The 19,418-nt window shown below is 58.1% G+C and carries 20 protein-coding genes; 7 read left to right on the top strand and 13 right to left on the bottom strand.

The window, feature by feature from the left end:
• Positions 1–65 precede the first annotated feature (65 nt).
• The gene (locus tag AR456_RS13060; protein ID WP_021818938.1) at positions 66–548 is read left to right on the top strand and encodes a hypothetical protein; all 483 of its coding nucleotides are present in this window, start codon (positions 66–68) and stop codon (positions 546–548) included.
• Here the strand turns inward: AR456_RS13060 and AR456_RS13065 are convergent.
• The 7 genes from AR456_RS13065 to AR456_RS13095 form a co-directional block, all read right to left on the bottom strand.
• On the bottom strand, positions 524–1,459 hold the full coding sequence (locus AR456_RS13065; RefSeq protein ID WP_021818937.1) for a SanA/YdcF family protein: 936 nt from the start codon (positions 1,457–1,459) through the stop codon (positions 524–526). The two genes, AR456_RS13060 and AR456_RS13065, sit on opposite strands and share 25 nt — an antisense overlap.
• Before the next feature lie 135 nt (positions 1,460–1,594).
• Positions 1,595–2,167: a putative Fe-S cluster assembly protein SufT gene (sufT, locus tag AR456_RS13070; protein WP_021818935.1), complete on the bottom strand. Its 573-nt coding sequence runs from the start codon at positions 2,165–2,167 to the stop codon at positions 1,595–1,597.
• A gap of 15 nt (positions 2,168–2,182) precedes the next feature.
• On the bottom strand, positions 2,183–3,424 hold the full coding sequence (locus AR456_RS13075; protein WP_021818934.1) for a cysteine desulfurase: 1,242 nt from the start codon (positions 3,422–3,424) through the stop codon (positions 2,183–2,185).
• A 3-nt stretch (positions 3,425–3,427) separates the two neighbouring features.
• A complete protein-coding gene (gene sufD / locus AR456_RS13080; RefSeq protein WP_021818933.1) occupies positions 3,428–4,774 on the bottom strand; it encodes a Fe-S cluster assembly protein SufD in 1,347 nt (448 codons plus the stop codon).
• Positions 4,771–5,523: a Fe-S cluster assembly ATPase SufC gene (sufC, locus tag AR456_RS13085; protein ID WP_021818932.1), complete on the bottom strand. Its 753-nt coding sequence runs from the start codon at positions 5,521–5,523 to the stop codon at positions 4,771–4,773. The genes sufD and sufC overlap by 4 nt, the downstream gene beginning before the upstream one ends.
• Positions 5,524–5,602: 79 nt before the next feature.
• Complete coding sequence (gene sufB, locus AR456_RS13090) at positions 5,603–7,045, bottom strand: Fe-S cluster assembly protein SufB (RefSeq protein ID WP_021818931.1); 1,443 nt, start codon at positions 7,043–7,045, stop codon at positions 5,603–5,605.
• 102 nt (positions 7,046–7,147) lie between these two features.
• The gene (locus AR456_RS13095) at positions 7,148–7,609 is read right to left on the bottom strand and encodes an SUF system Fe-S cluster assembly regulator (protein ID WP_021818930.1); all 462 of its coding nucleotides are present in this window, start codon (positions 7,607–7,609) and stop codon (positions 7,148–7,150) included.
• Positions 7,610–8,170: 561 nt separating this feature from the next.
• Between AR456_RS13095 and AR456_RS13100 the strand changes: the two genes are divergently transcribed.
• The 6 genes from AR456_RS13100 to AR456_RS13130 all read left to right on the top strand — a co-directional run bounded on the left by AR456_RS13100 (position 8,171) and on the right by AR456_RS13130 (position 13,432).
• The gene (locus AR456_RS13100; RefSeq protein ID WP_031207755.1) at positions 8,171–8,836 is read left to right on the top strand and encodes an ABC transporter permease; all 666 of its coding nucleotides are present in this window, start codon (positions 8,171–8,173) and stop codon (positions 8,834–8,836) included.
• Positions 8,837–8,879: 43 nt separating this feature from the next.
• Positions 8,880–10,040, top strand: a complete 1,161-nt coding sequence (locus AR456_RS13105; protein WP_021818928.1) for an ABC transporter ATP-binding protein — start codon at positions 8,880–8,882, stop codon at positions 10,038–10,040.
• A gap of 4 nt (positions 10,041–10,044) precedes the next feature.
• Entirely contained in the window at positions 10,045–10,764 is a 720-nt protein-coding gene (locus tag AR456_RS13110; protein WP_021818927.1) for an ABC transporter permease, read from the top strand.
• Positions 10,765–10,878: 114 nt separating this feature from the next.
• Positions 10,879–11,766, top strand: a complete 888-nt coding sequence (locus AR456_RS13115) for a glycine betaine ABC transporter substrate-binding protein (protein ID WP_021818926.1) — start codon at positions 10,879–10,881, stop codon at positions 11,764–11,766.
• Positions 11,767–11,956: 190 nt separating this feature from the next.
• A complete protein-coding gene (locus tag AR456_RS13120) occupies positions 11,957–12,706 on the top strand; it encodes an SDR family oxidoreductase (RefSeq protein ID WP_021818925.1) in 750 nt (249 codons plus the stop codon).
• Positions 12,707–12,898: 192 nt separating this feature from the next.
• On the top strand, positions 12,899–13,432 hold the full coding sequence (locus AR456_RS13130; RefSeq protein WP_155829259.1) for a gluconokinase: 534 nt from the start codon (positions 12,899–12,901) through the stop codon (positions 13,430–13,432).
• A gap of 170 nt (positions 13,433–13,602) precedes the next feature.
• On the opposite strand, the gene AR456_RS13135 is transcribed toward AR456_RS13130, so the two are convergent.
• The 6 genes from AR456_RS13135 to AR456_RS13160 all read right to left on the bottom strand — a co-directional run bounded on the left by AR456_RS13135 (position 13,603) and on the right by AR456_RS13160 (position 19,164).
• Positions 13,603–14,511, bottom strand: a complete 909-nt coding sequence (locus tag AR456_RS13135) for a 2-dehydro-3-deoxygalactonokinase (RefSeq protein WP_021818922.1) — start codon at positions 14,509–14,511, stop codon at positions 13,603–13,605.
• Entirely contained in the window at positions 14,508–15,161 is a 654-nt protein-coding gene (locus AR456_RS13140; RefSeq protein WP_021818921.1) for a 2-dehydro-3-deoxy-6-phosphogalactonate aldolase, read from the bottom strand. The genes AR456_RS13135 and AR456_RS13140 overlap by 4 nt, the downstream gene beginning before the upstream one ends.
• A gap of 113 nt (positions 15,162–15,274) precedes the next feature.
• A complete protein-coding gene (locus tag AR456_RS13145; RefSeq protein WP_021817714.1) occupies positions 15,275–16,576 on the bottom strand; it encodes a TRAP transporter large permease in 1,302 nt (433 codons plus the stop codon).
• On the bottom strand, positions 16,576–17,199 hold the full coding sequence (locus AR456_RS13150) for a TRAP transporter small permease subunit (protein WP_021818920.1): 624 nt from the start codon (positions 17,197–17,199) through the stop codon (positions 16,576–16,578). Before AR456_RS13150 ends, AR456_RS13145 begins: the two co-directional genes overlap by 1 nt.
• Positions 17,200–17,324: 125 nt before the next feature.
• The gene (locus tag AR456_RS13155) at positions 17,325–18,344 is read right to left on the bottom strand and encodes a TRAP transporter substrate-binding protein (RefSeq protein ID WP_021818919.1); all 1,020 of its coding nucleotides are present in this window, start codon (positions 18,342–18,344) and stop codon (positions 17,325–17,327) included.
• 7 nt (positions 18,345–18,351) lie between these two features.
• Positions 18,352–19,164 (bottom strand): FadR/GntR family transcriptional regulator, encoded by an 813-nt coding sequence (locus tag AR456_RS13160; protein ID WP_021818918.1) that lies wholly within the window; start codon positions 19,162–19,164, stop codon positions 18,352–18,354.
• Positions 19,165–19,418 lie beyond the last annotated feature (254 nt).

Here is a 19,418-nt window from a genome sequence, read left to right on the forward strand (position 1 = left end):
ACTTTGGGGGTGGCAAATCTCGTGCAAGGGCCCCACAATTTGCGTCACCGTAGGAGGTGACGCGCATGTTTCTCGATAATCGCCAGGTGGCGATGGACAGCCTGCTGGAAGCGTTGGCCGATAGCATCGACTATTTCCAGGACAATCTTGAGCGCCTGCGCCCGTCGCTGCGCGATTCCCTTGAGCCTCACTTCGAGGCACGCAAGAAGTCGATGCGTAGACTACAGACTCTGGCACGTCGCTATCTTGACCTTCTGCCTCGTGATGCAGATGTCGAGCGCGACGACTACATGTGGCTGTGGAGCCGATTGAAGAGCTTCGTTGGCAACGACTCCCAGGTACTGATCAACGAGCTGCTCGAGCAGGAGCGCGTGCTGATGCAGGCGCTGTCGACACTATTCACTCACCCGTTGCCGAATGCGATTGAACCGGTGATCGAGGAAGTGTGGAAAGGCTGTCGCTCACTGATCCGTGAGCTATATCAGTTACAGAAGGAAACTACACCGAAAAAGGCCCAGCAGCGTCAATCTCGCACACGGCGTCGCTGATCAGGCCACCAGCCTGGTTCCTCAGCCGGCGCATCCTGCTCAAGGCTCGGTTCTGGCGCCTCATCGGTCGACTCTGGCATCTTCGTTCTGCCAGCGTCTCTTGACGCTGGCGTCAGCAGCGGGTCAATCAGCTTTCCAAGCGGCACTGGTCCGTCCTCCAGCTGCCCTGCCGATAGGTCGTCGACAAGCACTCCCCTTTCCGGGAGTGGCTCGCCCGAACTCGGCTGATCGGCCGCCACCTTGATCAAAGGCACAATCTGCAGGGGTTCTTTTGGCCCCAGAAACCGTGGCTCCCGCTGCCAAAGATAGAGATCACCAATGGTTGCCACTCGCGCCATCCACTCGCGAATCAGCAACAGCCACATGGCATCCGCGGGTAACTGCGGCGCAGCACACCCCACAGCCTCGATACCCAGCGCATCGGCAATGAACAATGCACGAGGCAGATGCCATGCCTGAGTGATGAGCACAGCCTTTTCCACGCCGAACACGTCACGTGCCCTTACCAGGGTATCAAAGGTACTGAACCCAGCGTAATCCAGTGTCATATCGACGGTACGCACACCACGCTCGCGCAGGTCCCGCCACATGGTGATGGGTTCGTTGTAATACCGGGTAGCGTTGTCACCGGAAACCAGTAAATGCTCGAGGCGCCGATCACGCATCAGCTCCGCAGCCGCCTGCATACGCCCCTCGAAGTGCGGATTACGCTCACCACTGCGAGTCCAGTGGGAGGTACCGAAGACAACTCCGATGCGCTGGGGTGGACATGATGCCAGTGCAGCAATACGCTCACGCGTACTGCTGACCACCCACAGGTTGGCGGCAACAAGTATGACTGCAAGCAATAGCACCAGACTGCCGGCCACGAGCAGCAAGCGTTTGAAATACGTATTGAGCGACTCGCGCATGGTGCTCCCATTCAAGCGGCGAAATCAGCGGGCCTTGAGCAAAGTTATACTGCCCCGTGACGCGCCCCACGTCGAGCCGCCGCAGGACGCTAGCCTCGTGATAAGCCGCTATACGGCTTTTCCTCTCAGCATCATCTAGAACATGCCCAGCTCGAGCTTGGCCTCATCCGACATCATCTCACGACTCCAGGGAGGATCGAAGACAATCTCGGTATGGACTCGAGCGATCTGCGGCGCGCCAAGAATCTTGTTGCGCGCATCCGCCGCGATCACGTCCCCCATGCCACAACCGGGAGCGGTCAGTGTCATGCGGATGGTGACGATTCTCTCGCCGCTGATCAGACGTTCGATCCGACAGCCATAGACCAGCCCCAGATCGACAATATTCACCGGGATCTCAGGATCGAAACAAGTTCTCAGTTGATCCCAGACAAATTGTTCGATCTGCTCCTCACTGGCATCCAGCGATAGCGTCGGTCGTGGCAACGACTCCAACCCCAGAGCATCGAAATTGGCTCCCTCGATCAAATAGAGGCGCCCCTCGAAAGCGACACTGACACTACTGCCCTTGGCCTGCATCACGCTGACAATACTGTCCTCGTCAAGCGTGATGGTCTTGCCGAAAGGAATCGAGATCGCATCGACATCGCGCTGCAGAGGCAGCTGCTGGCCTTTGCTGAGCTGCGCGATCTGTTCGTTGTCGCTCATGACACTCCCTGATTATCAGCGCAACATGTTGATGACGTGGCGGAGCCCGTCGACGAAGACATCGACCTCTTCAGGGGTGTTATACGCCGCAAAGGAGGCACGGCAGGTTGCATCCACCCCCATCCGAGCCAACAGCGGCTGCGCACAGTGGTGTCCGGTGCGAATGGCCACTCCGAATTGGTCGATCAACAGGCCGATATCCTGGCTGTGAGCACCATCCACCACGAAAGACAACACGCCCGCCTTCTGCGGTGCGGTACCGATTATCCTCAGCCCATCGATCGTCGACACGGCGCTGGTGGCATGCTCGAGCAAACGGCTTTCCCATGCAGCGATATGCGCCAGACCAATGCGATTGACCCATTCGATGGCGCGACCGAAAGCCACCACCTCGGCAATCGCCGGAGTACCAGCCTCGAACTTGTGCGGGATAGCAGCAAAAGTCGTCGGCACCTCAAAGGATACCGAAGCGATCATCTCACCGCCGCCCTGCCATGGCGGCATCTCCTCAAGCAGTTCCGCACGGCCATAGAGTGCACCGGCCCCCGTCGGTCCGTAGACCTTGTGCGCCGACAGAGCGTAGAAGTCAGCACCAAGATCCTGAACATCAATCGCCAGGTGCGGTGCCGCCTGAGCGCCATCGATCAGGATCAAGGCACCATGCTGATGAGCAAGGCTCGCCATCTCCTTGACCGGATTGATCGTACCCAGCGCATTGGAGACATGATTGACCGCAACCAGTCGCGTACGCTCATTGAGCAGATCGCGATAGGCATCCATATCCAGCACACCACGCTCATCAACCGGAATCACCTTGATGGTAAATCCACGCTCCGCCGCGAGCAGCTGCCAGGGCACGATGTTGGAATGGTGCTCCAGGTGAGAGATCAGCACCTCATCACCGGCAGCGAGGTTCGCACGCCCCCAACTCTGGGCAACGAGATTGAGCGCCTCGGTCGTGCCGCGGGTAAAGATCACCTCGCGGCTCTCGCCAGCATTGATATACCCGCGCACTGTCTCCCGTGCGTTTTCGAACGCCGCAGTGGCCTCGTCAGCCAGGCTATGCAGGCCACGATGAATATTGGAATTCATCTGACGGTAGTAGTCATCGAAGGTATCGATGACCGACTGCGGGGTCTGGCACGTCGCGGCGTTATCGAGATACACCAGCGGCTTACCATGTACTTCGCGTTCGAGGATCGGGAACTCACTACGAACCCGAGCCACGTCCAGCAGTAGATCGCTGAAGTTGGTCATCACTCAATCCTCGTTCAGGGCAACGGCAGCCTGAACCAACCCCGCCAGATTGAAGCGTTCCGGCAACTTGCCAGCAACGGTCAGCTCGACACGTTCGGCAATCACATCCAGATCGACCTGATCCATCACCTCACCGGCAAAGGCCAATGTCAGCAGACCACGCGCCGTAGCCTCGTCCAGGCCACGAGTCCGCAGAGCGAATACTGCATCTTCGTCCAACTGCCCCGTCGTCGCTCCATGGGAGCACTTGACGTCATCGGCATAGATCTCGAGCTCAGGCTTGGTATCGATCTGAGCACGATCAGACAGCAACAGGTTGGCGTTACTCTGCTCAGCCTCGATCTTCTGACTGTCACGCTTGACGATCACCTTGCCGTTGAACACGCCATGGGCACGATCATCGAGAATGCCCTTGTAGTTCTCACGGGAATAGGTGTGCGGCGCGTTGTGATTCGCCAGAGTGTGGTTATCCACATGCTGACGATTACGACCGTGGAACAGACCATTGAAGGTGGCCTCAGCCCCCTGACCATTGAGGTCTGTGACCAGATCGTTGCGAACCAACCCGCCACCCAGCGTCAGGTTGAAGGAGGTATAGCGCGAATCACGTGCCTGTTCGATATGGATACTCGCAATATGCAGATCCTGCTCGGGCGACTCCATCAGCTTGTAATGCGCCAGGATGGCCCCGCGATCGAGCATGATTTCCGCGACCAGATTGGTGAAGTTGGCGGCTTCCACCTCACCGATATGGTGCTCGACAATGGTCGCTTCACTGCGCCCTCCGGCCTCGACCAGAATACGCGGGTGGCTCATCACCGGAGTTTCACCGTGACGCGACAGGAACTGCAGCACAATCGGCTTCTCCACCACTGTGCCGGGCGCCAGACGCACCAATGCCCCTTCTTCGAAGAAAGCCGTGTTGAGTGCAGAGAACGCTGAGAACTCGACACCGGTCAGGCGTCCGAGCGGCCCTCCCACTGCTTCATGGTTCTCGGCCAGCGCTTGAGAAAGCGGCTGTACACTGAGGCCACTGGGCAGTTCGGCAAGATCCGACAGGCTGCTGGAGAATACGCCATCGACAAAGGTCAGCCGGTAAGCCTCGAGCGGCAGGCCGAGTGCCGCCGCCGTAGCTGGGGAGAACTCGGCGTTGTCTGCCAGTTGGAAGTCTCCACGACTGATCGCCCGTACGTCAGTGTACTTCCACTGCTCGATGCGACGATGAGGAAAGCCCATTGCTTCGAAACGAGCGGCTCCCGCCTGGCGGCGCGCGGCGATCCAGGTTGGCTCACTACCGCGCTCGGCATTACGCTCAGCGAGGCGGTCGAGAAAGACTTGCACTTCACTCATGCCGCGGGCTCCTCAACGACCCAGTCGTAGCCACGGGATTCGAGTTCATGTGCCAGCTCGGCGCCACCGCTCTTGACGATACGGCCAGCCACCAGCACATGCACCTTGTCAGGCACGATGTAATCGAGCAGACGTTGATAGTGAGTCACCAACAGAATGCCGCGATCTTCACTGCGCAATGAGTTGACGCCATCGGCAACGACTTTCATGGCATCGATGTCGAGACCGGAGTCAATCTCGTCGAGCATGGCGAGCCTTGGCTGCAGCACCAGCATCTGCAGGATCTCGTTACGCTTCTTCTCACCACCGGAGAAGCCTTCATTGACCGCGCGCTGCAGGAAGCTGGTGTCCATCTTCATGAACGCCACCTTCTCCTTGATCAGCTTCATGAACTCCGGTGCCGGAATCTCGCTCTCGCCGCGCGCTTCACGCTGCGCGTTCAGCGCCGCCTTGAGCAGATAGATGTTCTTGACCCCAGGAATTTCCACCGGGTACTGGAAACCAAGCAACAGCCCCGCCTGAGCACGCTCCTCGACTTCCATCTCCAGTACATCACGACCTTCGAAGGTGATACTACCGGACGTCACCTCGTAGCCATCCTTGCCGGCAATCACCGCAGACAGCGTCGACTTTCCGGCGCCGTTCGGCCCCATGATGGCGTGAACTTCACCAGGGTTGATGGTCAGGGTGAGCCCCTTGAGGATCTCGGAACCCTCGACCGTGACGTGCAGATCCTTGACTTCGAGCATCTTGCCTACCTTTGACTTGGTCTCGAGCCGCGCCGACGGCTCTGAAAATTGATTTGGCTATGCGTCGGGCGAACCGTCTCTAGCCCACCGCACCCTCGAGGGTGACATTCAGCAGCGCTTCCGCTTCCACCGCGAACTCCATCGGCAACTCCTGGAAGACATCCTTGCAGAAGCCGTTGACAATCATGTTCACGGCGTCTTCCTCGGAAATTCCTCGGCTCTGGCAGTAGAACAGTTGGTCCTCACCGATCTTCGACGTTGTCGCCTCATGTTCGACCGTTGCGGTGCTGTTACCGATTTCCTGGTAGGGGAAGGTATGCGCACCACAGGTATCGCCGATCAGCAGCGAATCACACTGGGTAAAGTTACGCGCGCCCTTCGCCCGCGGACCGATCTTGACCAGACCACGGTAGGACTGGTTCGAACGCCCGGCGGAAATGCCCTTGGAAACGATGGTCGAGCGGGTTCCCTCGCCGAGGTGAATCATCTTGGTACCGGTATCGGCCTGCTGGCGGCCGTTGGTGACTGCTACGGAATAGAACTCACCGATGCTGTCCTTGCCACGCAGTACACAGGACGGGTACTTCCAGGTAATTGCCGAGCCGGTTTCCACCTGAGTCCAACTGATGTGCGAACGATCACCACGGCAATCGCCACGTTTGGTGACGAAGTTGTAGATGCCGCCCTTGCCGTCCTCGTCTCCCGGATACCAGTTCTGCACCGTGGAGTACTTGATCTTTGCGTCTTCCAGCGCAACCAACTCGACTACCGCAGCGTGCAACTGGTTCTCATCGCGCATCGGCGCCGTGCAACCTTCCAGATAAGACACTTGAGCCTGCTTCTCGCAGACAATCAACGTGCGCTCGAACTGGCCGGTATTCGCCGCATTGATACGGAAATAGGTCGACAATTCCATCGGGCAAGTCACACCCTCGGGAACGAAGACGAAGGAACCATCGGTGAACACCGCCGAATTGAGCGCCGCGAAATAATTGTCGGCCACCGGCACCACCGTACCGAGATACTTGCGAACCAACTCGGGGTAGTCGCGCATCGCCTCGGAGATCGAGCAGAAGATCACACCAGCTTCGTGCAGCTTGTCCTTGAAGGTCGTAGCCACCGACACCGAGTCAAACACGGCGTCCACTGCTACGCCGGCCAGCGCCGCACGCTCGTGAAGCGGAATGCCTAGCTTCTCATAAGTCTCGAGCAGCTTGGGGTCGACTTCATCGAGGCTCTGCGGACGATCTTCCGGGCGCTTGGGAGAGCTGTAGTAGGAAATCGCCTGATAATCGATCGGCGGATAGTCCAGGTGCGCCCAGCTCGGCGGAGTCATCTTGAGCCACTGCCGATAGGCGTCGAGACGCCACTCCAGCATCCACTCCGGCTCGCCCTTCTTGTTCGAGATGAAGGCAATGGTGCTTTCGTCCAGACCAGGCGGTACCGTATCGCTTTCGATGTCCGTCACGAAGCCTTCCTTGTACTCGCGACGGACAAGCTGTTCCATTTCCTGACTTGCCATGATGTGTCCCCTCCCGGCTGTTGGGTCGGCGGGCGTTGCCCGACTTGGGTCCTGAAATCCAGGTATTGAATTCGGTGCTTACTGTAGCGCCTGAACTGCCTATCAGGCCTCGGCTGCCAACGTCACGGTCTGTATAGGCAGCCTCATGGGTAATTTCAGCGGAGTGGTATCGGCCAGATGAGCCAGAGTGATGCTGTCGAGAAGTTCGCGAATAGCAACGGAGACCCGCTGCCAGTTGTCGGAAACACCACAGGTCGATGCCAGATCACAGTCACCATCGACATGACTGCACTCGGTCACGGCCACAGGCCCTTCAATGGCAGCGATGATATCGCTGGCCGTGATATGCGATGCCGGACGAGCCAGACGATAGCCTCCCTGGGCACCACGACGCGACTCAAGCAGACCCGCCTTGACCAACATCTTCAACGTCTTGCTGACCGTCGGGTGTGGCAGTTGTACCGCTTCAGCGAGCTCTGCAGCGGCATGCGCCTGTTGCGGATGCCGCGCAATCTGCGCCATTACCACCGCTGCATAATCCGTCAACCGTGACAGCTTGAGCATGAACACTTCCTCGGGCACCCGGCCCCACGACCTCGATCTACATTTTCGACGTATGAATTTCGAGCTGCGAATCTCGGCCAACGAATCTCAACCTGAGAGTCTCGACCAACAACCTTGCGTAACCATTCAGTTGGACAATCTACCCGCCAATTCAACCAGGCGATCTGGCGAGAATTTACTCTCCGCTTCTAATGCGGACCATTTTAGTCCTGTATGAAATACATGTGAAGAGGTAAGGCAAGCTATTGCACCGATAGAAGGGAATTTATCGACATGTTCGACACAATTACCATCAAAACACAATCATTATCATTTTCATGCGCATTTCTGGACATTATCGTTACTCGACAGGAGTAGCATCATATCCATCAATTCCACTCATTGCAGATCGTCATTCATAACCAAAACAAATAGATTCGCCCTTCTGCTACTCTTGTAACCACTCAAGGATGCATGGCCTCGGCAGGCACCTCGTTGGCATTTCAGCGCCTGAACGAGTGGGCTGCTTGTGTCCATGGCTCCGAGAAAACGGCGCTTTCTGACCCTGAAGGAGTCACCAATTTGGAACTGATCCAATACACCATCGACAACTTCGGCCTACTGTTGGCAAAGACACTCGAGCACATTGCGCTGGTCGGTGTCGCGGTGGGCATTGCCATCATTACTGGTGTCCCTATCGGGATTGCCATCACGCGCAATGAACGCCTGGCCAAGGCCGTGCTCTATACCGCCTCGATCATTGTCACCATTCCCTCGATAGCTCTTTTCGGCATCATGATTCCCGTGCTGTCGCTGATTGGCCAGGGGATCGGCTACCTTCCCGCTGTTATCGCCGTGCTGCTCTATTCGCAGCTGCCGATCATCCGCAACACCTATACCGCGATCAACAACGTGGACCCGGCATTGCGTGAAGCCGCACGTGGCATTGGCATGAGTCCCAACCAACGCCTGCGCATGGTGGAAATCCCTCTGGCCGTTCCGGTGATCATGGCCGGGGTTCGGACCGCAGTGGTGCTCAATATCGGTGTCATGGCCATCGCCACCTACATCGGCGCTGGTGGCCTCGGTACCTTCATCAGTCGTGGCATCTCTCAATCCGATCCCCGCCAGCTGATTGTCGGCGCGATCGCCGTCAGCCTACTGGCCATCATCGTCGACTATTCATTGCTCGCCCTACAGAAGCGCCTGACGCCCAGGGGAATGGAGCGTGCCATCAGTACAACCTGAAGCTGATTCAGGTTGTGACCGACCCAATGACAAGGATTCGCCAATGATTCGACTGGAAAATCTGACCAAGGTCTTCGATACGCCCAAAGGCGCCGTAGTGGCTTCTGACCACGTCAATATGGAAGTTCCAAGTGGCGAGATATGTATCCTGCTCGGCCCTTCAGGCTGCGGCAAGACCACCACGCTCAAGATGATCAACCGCATCATCAAGCCCAGTTCCGGCAAGGTTTTCATCAATGGTGAAGACACCACTGGCCTGGACACACAGCAGTTGCGTCGCAATATCGGTTACGTCATCCAGCAGATCGGCCTGTTCCCCAACATGACGATCGAGGAAAATATAGCGGTAGTGCCCAGGCTGCTGGGCTGGGACAAGAAGCGCTATCGCGAACGTGCCCGTGAATTGATGGACATGATTGCGCTTGACCCTGACTCCTTTCTCAAGCGCTACCCCAGCGAGCTTTCCGGCGGCCAACAACAGCGTATCGGTGTAGCCCGCGCGCTGGCAGCAGACCCCCCGGTAATGCTGATGGATGAGCCCTTCGGTGCCATTGATCCAATCAACCGTGCGGTGATTCAGGATGAGTTCCTCAAGATGCAGCAGGAGCTCAAGAAGACCATCATGTTCGTCAGTCACGATATCGACGAGGCGATCAAGATGGGCAACAGGGTGGCGGTATTCCGTGACGGCAAGCTGGTGCAGTATTCCACGCCTGACGACCTGCTGGCCGCGCCGAAGAATGCCTTCGTCGAGTCCTTTCTTGGTGAAGACCGAGCCCTCAAACGCCTCAACCTGGTCAAGGTCCGAGAGGTAGTCAGCGACGAGATCGGCACCGTCGAGCCCGGTGACACTTTGGCAACCGCGCTGGAACGCATCGACGACTTCGGTTATCAGAACTCGATTCTGATGGTCAACGAGCGCCGCCAGCCGGTAGGCCTGATCAGCCGTGCAGTGGCACGGACCACCAAAGGTTACTGCCGCGACCACTTCCAGAACGTGCCGGCCGCGGTCAATCTCGACGATGACCTGCGCAAGGTCGCATCGCTGATGTTTGCCCAGGATATCACCTGGCTACCCTGTGTCGATGATGATGGTCGAGTGTGTGGACAGATCACCCAACGCGCCATGACCCACCACCTGGGCGCTCGATTCCGTGCACATGAAGCGGAAGCTGCCGCCACTGGCCAGCAGCCGAGGGGGTAAGCCTATGCGCATCAGCAATCTACGCAGTGCAGCCTACATCCTGGGGCTTCTTGCTGCCTTCATCCTTGGTGTCTGGATACCGCTGGACGAATTCCTGTTCTACCTACCGGATGTCCAGTATCTGACCATGCAGCACCTATGGCTGACGGCAATGTCAGGCGGACTCGCCTTGCTGGTGGCGATCCCACTGGGCACACTGCTGTCTCGCCCCAGCATGGCCAAATATGCCGAGACTCTAATGCAAGGCCTCAATATCGGCACGACCATCCCCACTCTGGCGGTGTTGGCCCTGTCAATGAGCTTCCTGGGAATAGGCACCGTACCGGCGGTTTTTGGCCTGTTCGTCGCGACACTACTTCCGATCACACGCAATACCTATGCCGGCCTCAAGGGAGTGTCACCAGCGCTCAAGGAAGCCGCCGCGGGTATCGGCATGTCGCCAACACAGCGCCTTCTCAAGGTTGAACTGCCCAATGCACTGTATGTGATCTTTGCCGGTATCCGCACCGCGCTGACCATCAATGTCGGCACCGTGCCGCTGGCGTTCCTGATCGGCGCAGGCGGTCTGGGGGAACTGATCTTTACAGGCATCGACCTTTACGACCCAGTCATGATGCTGTCAGGTGCGATTCCCACGGCAATGCTCGCCGTGTTGGTAGACGCGCTGGTGGCCGTCGTCGCATTCCTGGTCGTGCCGCGGGGCGTGAACCCCGGCCGCGCCTGAGTCAAAGGTCTGACATCGTCACTGAACAACTGTGTCTCAACAACCATCTGCAGACGTTGATAATCGAGCAAGAAATCTCTGCAGCCATCATTGTCTGGTAGAAGGAGAAAGCCCATGAAAACCTGGATTCCCATTATGGCGGGTATCGCTGTTGCCGGTTGCGTAGCGACCGCCAACGCCAATGAAATCACCGTCGGTGGCAAGAACTTCACCGAACAGCAACTCATTGCCAGCATGACCAGTCAGTATCTCGACAGTCTCGGCTACGATGTCGAGAAGCGTGCAGGGATGGGCTCAGCAGTGCTGCGTCAGGCGCAGGAAAATGGTCAGATTGATCTCTATTGGGAGTACACCGGAACCTCGCTGATCAACTACAACGATGTCAGTGAGTCGCTCAGTCCCGAGGAAACCTACCAGCGCGTCAAGGAACTGGATGCCGAGAAGGGGCTGGTATGGCTGGAGCCATCTGCCGCCAACAACACCTACGCTCTGGCGATGCGTAGCGAAACCGTCGAGGAAACCGGCATCAACACCCTGTCGGAGCTGGCCACGGCCATCAACGACGGTGACTCTCTGAGCTTTGCCATGAACGCCGAATTCTATGCTCGCGAAGATGGATGGCGCCCTCTTCAGCAAGCCTACGACTTCCGTGTCGGCCGCAGCGATGTCAAGCGTATGGATTCAGGCCTGGTCTACCAGGCGCTGCGCGACGGCCAGGTGGATGTTGGCCTCGTCTTCGCTACTGATGGGCGTATTCCGGCCTTCGACTTCCAGGTATTGGAAGATGATCAGAACTTCTTCCCGGCCTATGCTCTAACGCCAGTCGTGCACGAAGATACACTGGCAGAAAACCCGGACCTGGAAGCCCAGATGAATGCGCTCTCCGCACTGCTGGATGACGAAACCATGGCGCATCTCAACGCCCAGGTCGACGTCGAGCGTGAAACCATCGAGGATGTGGCCCACAACTTCCTCATCGAAAACGAACTGATCGAAGAATAACGCTACCCGGGCGGCGGTGACGAGCCGTCCTTCCGCCCGGCCCCCTTTCCTTCTTCCCTCTGTCTTCTTCCCTCTGTCCTCTTCTCTCTGTCTTCCCCCTGCCCTTCGGCTAGCGAAGCCTGGTATATTGGTCAGCATCAGTCTCGCGGTCAGCCATCCACGGGCCGCCTCGATCATCGGGAGGAAATCCATGTCATCAATACTGTCCGGCGTCATTGTGATTACCGGCGGTTCACGCGGAATCGGGCGCTCCACGGCCCTTGCCTGTGTGCGTGCCGGTGCTCGCGTGGTATTCAGCTATCAAGGCAATGAGCAGGCGGCACAAAGCACCCTGGACGCCTGTCGGGCGATAGCCGGTAATGACTGCGTGCTCGCCCAGCGTGGCGATGTACGCAATGAGGATGACGTCATCGCACTCTTTGAATTCGCCCGCGAGCAGTTCGGCGAGATCACTGGCGTGGTCAATAACGCCGGTATCGTTGCCCCCTCCATGCCACTGGCGGAGATGGATGCCGAACGCCTGAGCCGGGTCACTGAAATCAATGTCCTTGGCGCCCTGCTGGTCGCTCGTCAGGCCGCTAGAGACCTCGCCGACAACGGCTCACTGGTTAATGTTGGCTCGATGGCCGCCAAGCTTGGCTCTCCCAATGAATACGTCGACTACGCTGCCAGCAAGGGCGCGTTGGATAGCCTGACGGTGGGTCTGTCGAAGGAACTGGGCCCCAGAGGCATTCGTGTCAACTGTGTCCGCCCAGGCCTGATCGCTACTGACATTCATGCCAGCGGCGGTCGCCCCGAGCGTGTCGCCGAATTGGGCCCTCTATGCCCCCTCGGGCGTCCCGGAGAAGCCGAGGAAGTCGCCAATGCGATCCTGTGGTTGCTGTCGGATGCGGCTTCGTACACGACTGGAAGCCTGATCGATGTGGCCGGTGGGCGATAGCTGACGAGTCTTCATCTACGCAGTTCCGACACCAACACGGCAAGCAGCGTGTCAGAAGGGATGTACGTGGCGGTGATTGTGGCGGAGCGTGGAGGCTTTACAGATAATTCGGGTAGAGAGGCTGCGCATTCTTCGCGCATCAATGGTAGAATATCTACCATAATATCGGAACAACTCTGCTCGGATATCTGCATGAACAGCTCAGTTTCTCGGCCGCTTATTTCGCCATCGTCATGTTTCCTCGTCATGGGAGTTTCCGGATCGGGAAAATCCCATATTGGACGCCAACTTGCCAATGAGACTGGCGCTACTTTCATCGATGGCGATGACTATCATAGTTCACTCAGCATCGCCAAGATGTCACGCGGTGAGCCGCTGTCGGACAATGACCGAAAGGAGTGGCTGGAAACCCTCGCCGCGTTATTCAGGGAACACCGCCAGAACGGGGAGCCCGTGATCATTGGCTGCTCCGCACTCAAGCGCCGTTACCGCGACATTCTTCGCCAGGGTGCTCCGGGCTTGCGTATTCTTTATCTACACGGTGAGCGAGATATTCTGCTCAAGCGACTGAACAGTCGCGGCGACCACTTCTTCAATGGCGAGCACATGCTCAACAGCCAGCTCGACACCCTGGAAATCCCCGGTGATGATGAAGCCATTCGCTGCAATATTGAGCAGATGCCGGCTGAGATAATTCAGCAGTTTCTCGCCAGAATTCAGCAGTAGCGCCAACATGGCACTACTGGAATAAATGGTCCTGAAGCGTACGACATCCATGCATCTTCAACGTCGATAATGCTAGAGAATTTCCACAATATCATTTCAAGAAAAAACGGCGCGCTCATTACTGAAAATTGAGTGCGCCGTTTTTTTATCGACCTACTTACTTACGTCCATCAATTTGACTGATGACGTTCTGCCAGTGCCAGCAGGCCGGCAAGTGTCGCGGCATCGCTGTCGATTTCCTTGACTCGAAGCTGTTGTGCTTCCAGCGCCTGGCGATAGAGCGGATTGAGTCCACTGGAACCTACCAGCAAGACTTCATCACCATTGGCCAATAGCGCACCATGCTGGGCAAGAACTTCACTGCCGATCAGCACTCCGGACAGGAAGCTGCTTACCTCCTGTCCCTCAAGTCCCGCATACAGGTGACGACTGCGTGCTTCGAACAGCGCATGCAACACACCTGCCGGATGCCGAGACGCCGCCAACCCCTGGGCAAACGCCCGTTCACTATGCGGGGTATCACCACGCCCAGGCTCGCCCGGCAGTGTATGAAAGCGCACCGCATGGAACAGCTCACCGGTCATGGCAGTGCTGAAATCCACCAATTTGCCCTGTTTCAGTTGTGCCCACTTGCTGTGAGTACCTGGCAGGCAACATATCGCACTGTCACGCGCAGCCAGCGCCAGAGCACCGAAGGCCTGGATTTCTTCGCCACGCATCACATCGACGTGATCATCACGCACTACCTTGAGTCCCGGCACAATCCAGGCATTATCGAGACCTGGCGCCGCCACCACATTGGCTGCCAGGTCCTCGGCGCCAGCCGGAACATCCAGTTGCGGCGCTTCACTCCAGCCACGAGCCGAACCAACCATCCCCGACAGATAGACCGGCACCTGACCACCCTCGCGCCAGCGACCTACCTGAGCCTCACAGTAATGAGGGAACTCCTCGGTAGTCAGTGAACGCAAGCCCGCATCGGAGCGCACACTATCCAGACACTCCCCGCTGTGTCGATCAACGAGAAAGGCGCGGAAATTGCTGGTGCCCCAGTCAATTGCGATCAACCTCCCGCTCATGCACCCTCTCCTGACAGGCGTTGCCATTCAGCCACCAGCTCAGATGCAATGACACCGACCTCAGCTGCTGAACGTCCAGGCTTGTACAGGTTGCTACCGAAGCCAAACCCACCAATACCTACCGCATACCACTCAGCCATATTGCCAAGCTCGATTCCTCCGACAGCCAGCACAGGCAGACCTGTCGGTAGAATGGCCTTGATATCCTTGAAGTAACCCGTGCCCATGCGTGCCGCCGGGAACAGCTTGAGCGCGGTGGCACCGGCCTTCGCTGCCGCCAGCGCTTCGGTCGGCGTCATGCAACCAATCATCGGTGCAAGGCCGCGCTGTGCGCCTAGCGAAACCAGCTCCGGCTGAGTGTTGGGTGTAATCATCAACGGCGCACCCAGTTCGGCGAGACGTGCCGTATCACTCTCTTCCAACACTGTTCCGGCGCCAATAAGCACATTGCTCGGACAGTGGGTCACGGCTCGCTCGATGCTCTGCCAGGGCTCGGGAGAGTTGAGCGGGATCTCGATCAAGCGAAAGCCCGCCTCGATGAGAGCGTCACAAACCTCAACAATCTCATCGGGAGTAATACCACGCAGGATCGCCACCAACGGCAGCTCGGCCATCGCAGCGTTCAACACCTGGCGTTGTGTGTCATTCATGGAAATCCTCCTGTAAGAGGGCCAGTCTACCAGCTCGGGAGGTCATCCAAGTCCTCGATGACGCATTCCCTTACCGCTAGACCAGCCCTGTTTTTACTGCGTCAAACCAACTCTCAGACCAGCCACATGGCCATGTTGGGCCAGACCAGCAGTGCGGCCAGCACACAGAGCTGCAGGGCAATGAACGGCAGCAGCGAGACGAAGATGTCCTTGAGGCTGACTTCCGGTGGCGCCACCCCCTTGAGATAGAAGGCCGCCGGGCCGAACGGCGGTGACAGGAACGACACCTGCATGTTGACCGCGAACAGGATGCCGAACCAGATCGGGCTGTAACCGAGCTGGGTGATGATCGGCACGAAGATCGGCAGGGTCAGCATCGCCACCCCGATCCAGTCGAGGAACATACCCAGCACCAGCAGGATCGCCATCATCACCAGGATGATCACGATCGGCGCCACATCCAGCCCCATGATCATGCCGGAGATGAAACGGTTGCCGCCCATCAGGTTATAGACCCCGACCAGTGCTGCGGCACCGATACCGATCCAGATGATCATGCCGCAGGTCACCAGCGTCTGGGACAGGCTCTCGTGCATCATGCGGAAGGTATATTCGCCACGCAGGATCACCGCCAGCAGCACCCCGAATACGCCCATCGCCGCGGCTTCAGTGACCGAGGCCACGCCACCGTAGATCGAGCCGAGCACCATTCCGGCAATCAGACCGGGAACGATGATCGCCTTGAGCGCCTCGAAGCGGTTGGAGAAGCCCTCGGTGCGGTCGGCCTCGCTCATCGGCGGGCCCATCGAGGGATCGCGCAGACAGCGCACCAGCACATAGCCGATGTAGGACAGCATCAGGATCACCGCCGGGGTGATGGCCGCCGTGAACAGGTCGGCAATCGAGACGCTGGCGATCAGGCCATAGATGATCAGCACGATCGACGGCGGCATCATGGTGCCCAATGCGCCGCCGGCACAGACCACCCCGATCGACAGGTGCTTGTCATAGCCCAGCCGCAGCATCTGCGGTAGCGCCAGAATCCCCAGCAGCACGATCTCGCCACCGATGATGCCGGACAGCGCGGCGAGGAAGAACGCCACCACGATGGTCTGCACTGCGACGCCACCGGGCAGACGGCCGGCAAACACACGCATGGCATTGAACAGGTCTTTCGCGATCCCCGATCGGTCCAGCAACGAGGCCATCAACACGAACATCGGCACCGCCACCAACGAGTACTCGGTGACGAAACCATAGACCCGGCTGGTGACCAGCGGCAGCGCGTTGCCGCCAAACCAGCCGAAGGTGAAGACCAGCGCCACCAGGCCGGTGATGAAGGCCAGCGGCAATCCCGTGATCAGCAGGGCGAAGATCAGCCCGACCAGCAGCATGGTTCCTTCTGCAATCCCCATCACACGGCTCCTTCATCATCAGGCAGCGGAGCAGGCTTGCCCTTGAGCGACTGATACAGATGAATCAACGACTGAATGCACATGATCGCCAGCGCCAACAGGATCATGCCCTTGATCAACGCCGGAAACGGTGGATTCCAGGAGGTACCGGAGCGCTCCAGCTGCCAGTCACCCATCGGGTTGTGTGAGGCGCCCCAGAACATCACATAAGCGGCGTAGGTCATGCCCAGGCAGAAACCGAAGGTGACCAGGTCATTGAAACGGTCCAGCCACAGGCGAAAACGTGGGCCGACCGTGTCATACAGCACTCGCACGCGAATATGGCGATTGCTGGCGAGTGCCACGGGTCCACCGAGACAGAAACTGACCGCCACCAACATGACCACACTCTCGTGGACCCAGGAGGTGGGCGAATTGAAGCCATAACGCATGATGACTTCGTAGACACTGATCGCCATGGCCACACACACCAGCCAGGCCGCGGTCTGGCCGGCCTTGACCACCAGTCGGTCGAAACCGCTGCGCACCAGGTCGGGGGCCTTGCTCGGCGTTTTATCGTCGCCGGGTGGAGTGCCTCCACCGGCTGGCGAGCCTGTGTGCGGCTCACGAGTCGAATCACTCATGAGACATCCTCAATACTTGCGTGGGAATGAAGGCGCATGGGCGACTGTCCGCTGCCCATGCATCCTGTGGAAACTGCAGAGAGCGATGCCGAAGCACCGCCCTCAGCCCCTGATCTCGCCAGGGTTTACAGCAGATTGTGATTTTCCAGATAGGCCACCACAGAGTCATAGAACTCTTGTGTGATCTCGTTGCGTCCAGCCCACTCTTCCCACTCCTGCTTGGCGATATTGCGGAAGGCTACGCGCTCTTCAGCGGGCAGATCGATGATCTCGATATCCGGATCCTGCCTGGCTTCACGCACGGCTTCCATATCGCGAGTCTTCAGCTCAGCAACCATCTCGTAGGCCAGCGCATCAACCGACGTCTCGAGAATCGCCTTCAGATCATCGGATAGGCCATCCCAGATCTCCTTGTTGAGCGATACGGAGACCATCGGCAGTGAGTGGAAGCCAGGGTACATCGGATAAGGAGCAAAATCGTGCAGCCCCTGAGACTGATTGGTGGCAAATACCGTGTAATCCGCGGCGTCGATAACGCCCTTCTCGAGCCCGGTATAGACTTCGGAACCCGGCAGGTTGACCGGCGTGGCGCCCGCTGCCTCGAAGATGTTGTAGACCATGCCTTCAGGGGCACGGATCTTGAGGCCCTTCATGTCGTCGATCGAACGCACCGGGCGCGATGACGGCAGCGATTCCAGGCCGGTTGCCGCAGCACCAATCAGGTGAACGCCATAAGGTTCAACGAGCTTGTTGTAGAGCTCTTCACCGCCAGCGTTATTCATGTAATCGAGGAAATCGTACGGATCACTCCAGGCGCCAACCAGGTTGCCGATCATGCCGAAGGCCGGATTCTGACCGGTGAAGTAACTGGGATCGGTCAAGTGGCCCTGGAGAATGCCACTCTGCACGGCCTGCAGGGTCTGGTTGGCTTGAACCACAGCATTGACCGGCAGGATTTCGATGGAAATTCTGCCCTGGGACATCTGTTCGACGTTTTCCGCCCAGGCCTTCTTCATCTCGAATTGCGGCTCACCAGCCGTCTCGGAAGTCTGGAAGGTCCATTCATACTCGGCGGCATTGGCGGTGGTAGCCGTTGCCGCAAGAATGGCGGCGCTGAGAACTGTAAGCTTGGTGCGTGCCTTCATGGATCGGTCATCCTTCTTGTGTTTGCGAGGAGTCGTTGTGAGGAAGTGTCGTGCTGGAGTCGAAGTTCGTCTCGATATTGGGCAATTGCCGCGACAGACCTTCGAGACCCAGGTCCTGCCCGGTACGTTCGAGCACCGCAAGTGCTGCCTGTGCGGCCTCTGCGGGCTGACGCAGACGAATCGCCTCCATCACACGACGGTGACGATCCATACTGTCCTGCAACCGGTCCGCACTCTGATTGGATCGTTCCACCAACAGCGCAATCGCCGGTTTGAGTACATGGCTGATCTGCGCCCAGACCAGGTTATGCGAGGCATTGAAGATCGCCTCGTGAAATTCCACGTCATACTGATCGTGGGTCTTACCCTCGAAGCGTAGATCATCGTGCTCGAGCGCTCTGATCATCCCCTGCCAGGCGGTCTCGATAGCGAGCAGATCCACAGCGGTGGCATTCTCCGCCGCCAGCCGCGCGACAAAGGGTTCAACCGCGACCCGAAAGGCGAATATCTCACGCTGGATCACCGGGTTCGGGTGGGCGAAGCGTGCCAGCCAATGACTCACCCGCGGATCAAGCAGATGCCACTTTTCGAGTGGCTGGACCCGTGACCCCTGCCCCGAGATACGAATGATCATGCCCGCTGCCACCAGCACCTGTAGCGCGCTGCGCACAGTAGAGCGACTGACTGCAAACGCTTCACAGAGGTCGATCTCCCGCGGCAGGAATTCTCCCGGCGCATGCTCACCGGCAAAGATGGCCTCAGCGAGAGCGTCGGCGATATCCGGCCGAGAGCGAGATTGTGAGTTCGTTGTTCGTGGCATTCGGTATCCGTCCGGACTCTATTATTGACGACCGACGAGGTGCTGAGGCGCTCTACTTCGCGTCATCGTCAAACACATTCATCATCAAACACATTCATCGTCCTGTCCGACTTCATGACTATTATGTCGGACATAGAATCGGATAAATCCACACAGAATTCCTTTAGACTTTGGTCACCCCCACGTCCCATGCTGGATCTGATCGGGTCAGCCATCATCACCTGATATTCATCGCTGAATTCTGAATCGTGCTT

Source organism: Halomonas huangheensis (assembly GCF_001431725.1).
Classification (GTDB): domain Bacteria; phylum Pseudomonadota; class Gammaproteobacteria; order Pseudomonadales; family Halomonadaceae; genus Halomonas; species Halomonas huangheensis.

What these genes read in the sequence shown, in the direction of transcription:
- AR456_RS13060 (WP_021818938.1), top strand. Translation starts at nt 66, where the DNA reads ATGTTTCTCGATAATCGCCAGGTGGCGATGGACAGCCTGCTGGAAGCG.
- AR456_RS13065 (WP_021818937.1), bottom strand. Translation starts at nt 1,459, where the DNA reads ATGCGCGAGTCGCTCAATACGTATTTCAAACGCTTGCTGCTCGTGGCC.
- sufT (WP_021818935.1), bottom strand. Translation starts at nt 2,167, where the DNA reads ATGAGCGACAACGAACAGATCGCGCAGCTCAGCAAAGGCCAGCAGCTG.
- AR456_RS13075 (WP_021818934.1), bottom strand. Translation starts at nt 3,424, where the DNA reads ATGACCAACTTCAGCGATCTACTGCTGGACGTGGCTCGGGTTCGTAGT.
- sufD (WP_021818933.1), bottom strand. Translation starts at nt 4,774, where the DNA reads ATGAGTGAAGTGCAAGTCTTTCTCGACCGCCTCGCTGAGCGTAATGCC.
- sufC (WP_021818932.1), bottom strand. Translation starts at nt 5,523, where the DNA reads ATGCTCGAAGTCAAGGATCTGCACGTCACGGTCGAGGGTTCCGAGATC.
- sufB (WP_021818931.1), bottom strand. Translation starts at nt 7,045, where the DNA reads ATGGCAAGTCAGGAAATGGAACAGCTTGTCCGTCGCGAGTACAAGGAA.
- AR456_RS13095 (WP_021818930.1), bottom strand. Translation starts at nt 7,609, where the DNA reads ATGCTCAAGCTGTCACGGTTGACGGATTATGCAGCGGTGGTAATGGCG.
- AR456_RS13105 (WP_021818928.1), top strand. Translation starts at nt 8,880, where the DNA reads ATGATTCGACTGGAAAATCTGACCAAGGTCTTCGATACGCCCAAAGGC.
- AR456_RS13110 (WP_021818927.1), top strand. Translation starts at nt 10,045, where the DNA reads ATGCGCATCAGCAATCTACGCAGTGCAGCCTACATCCTGGGGCTTCTT.
- AR456_RS13115 (WP_021818926.1), top strand. Translation starts at nt 10,879, where the DNA reads ATGAAAACCTGGATTCCCATTATGGCGGGTATCGCTGTTGCCGGTTGC.
- AR456_RS13120 (WP_021818925.1), top strand. Translation starts at nt 11,957, where the DNA reads ATGTCATCAATACTGTCCGGCGTCATTGTGATTACCGGCGGTTCACGC.
- AR456_RS13130 (WP_155829259.1), top strand. Translation starts at nt 12,899, where the DNA reads ATGAACAGCTCAGTTTCTCGGCCGCTTATTTCGCCATCGTCATGTTTC.
- AR456_RS13135 (WP_021818922.1), bottom strand. Translation starts at nt 14,511, where the DNA reads ATGAGCGGGAGGTTGATCGCAATTGACTGGGGCACCAGCAATTTCCGC.
- AR456_RS13140 (WP_021818921.1), bottom strand. Translation starts at nt 15,161, where the DNA reads ATGAATGACACACAACGCCAGGTGTTGAACGCTGCGATGGCCGAGCTG.
- AR456_RS13145 (WP_021817714.1), bottom strand. Translation starts at nt 16,576, where the DNA reads ATGGGGATTGCAGAAGGAACCATGCTGCTGGTCGGGCTGATCTTCGCC.
- AR456_RS13150 (WP_021818920.1), bottom strand. Translation starts at nt 17,199, where the DNA reads ATGAGTGATTCGACTCGTGAGCCGCACACAGGCTCGCCAGCCGGTGGA.
- AR456_RS13155 (WP_021818919.1), bottom strand. Translation starts at nt 18,344, where the DNA reads ATGAAGGCACGCACCAAGCTTACAGTTCTCAGCGCCGCCATTCTTGCG.
- AR456_RS13160 (WP_021818918.1), bottom strand. Translation starts at nt 19,164, where the DNA reads ATGCCACGAACAACGAACTCACAATCTCGCTCTCGGCCGGATATCGCC.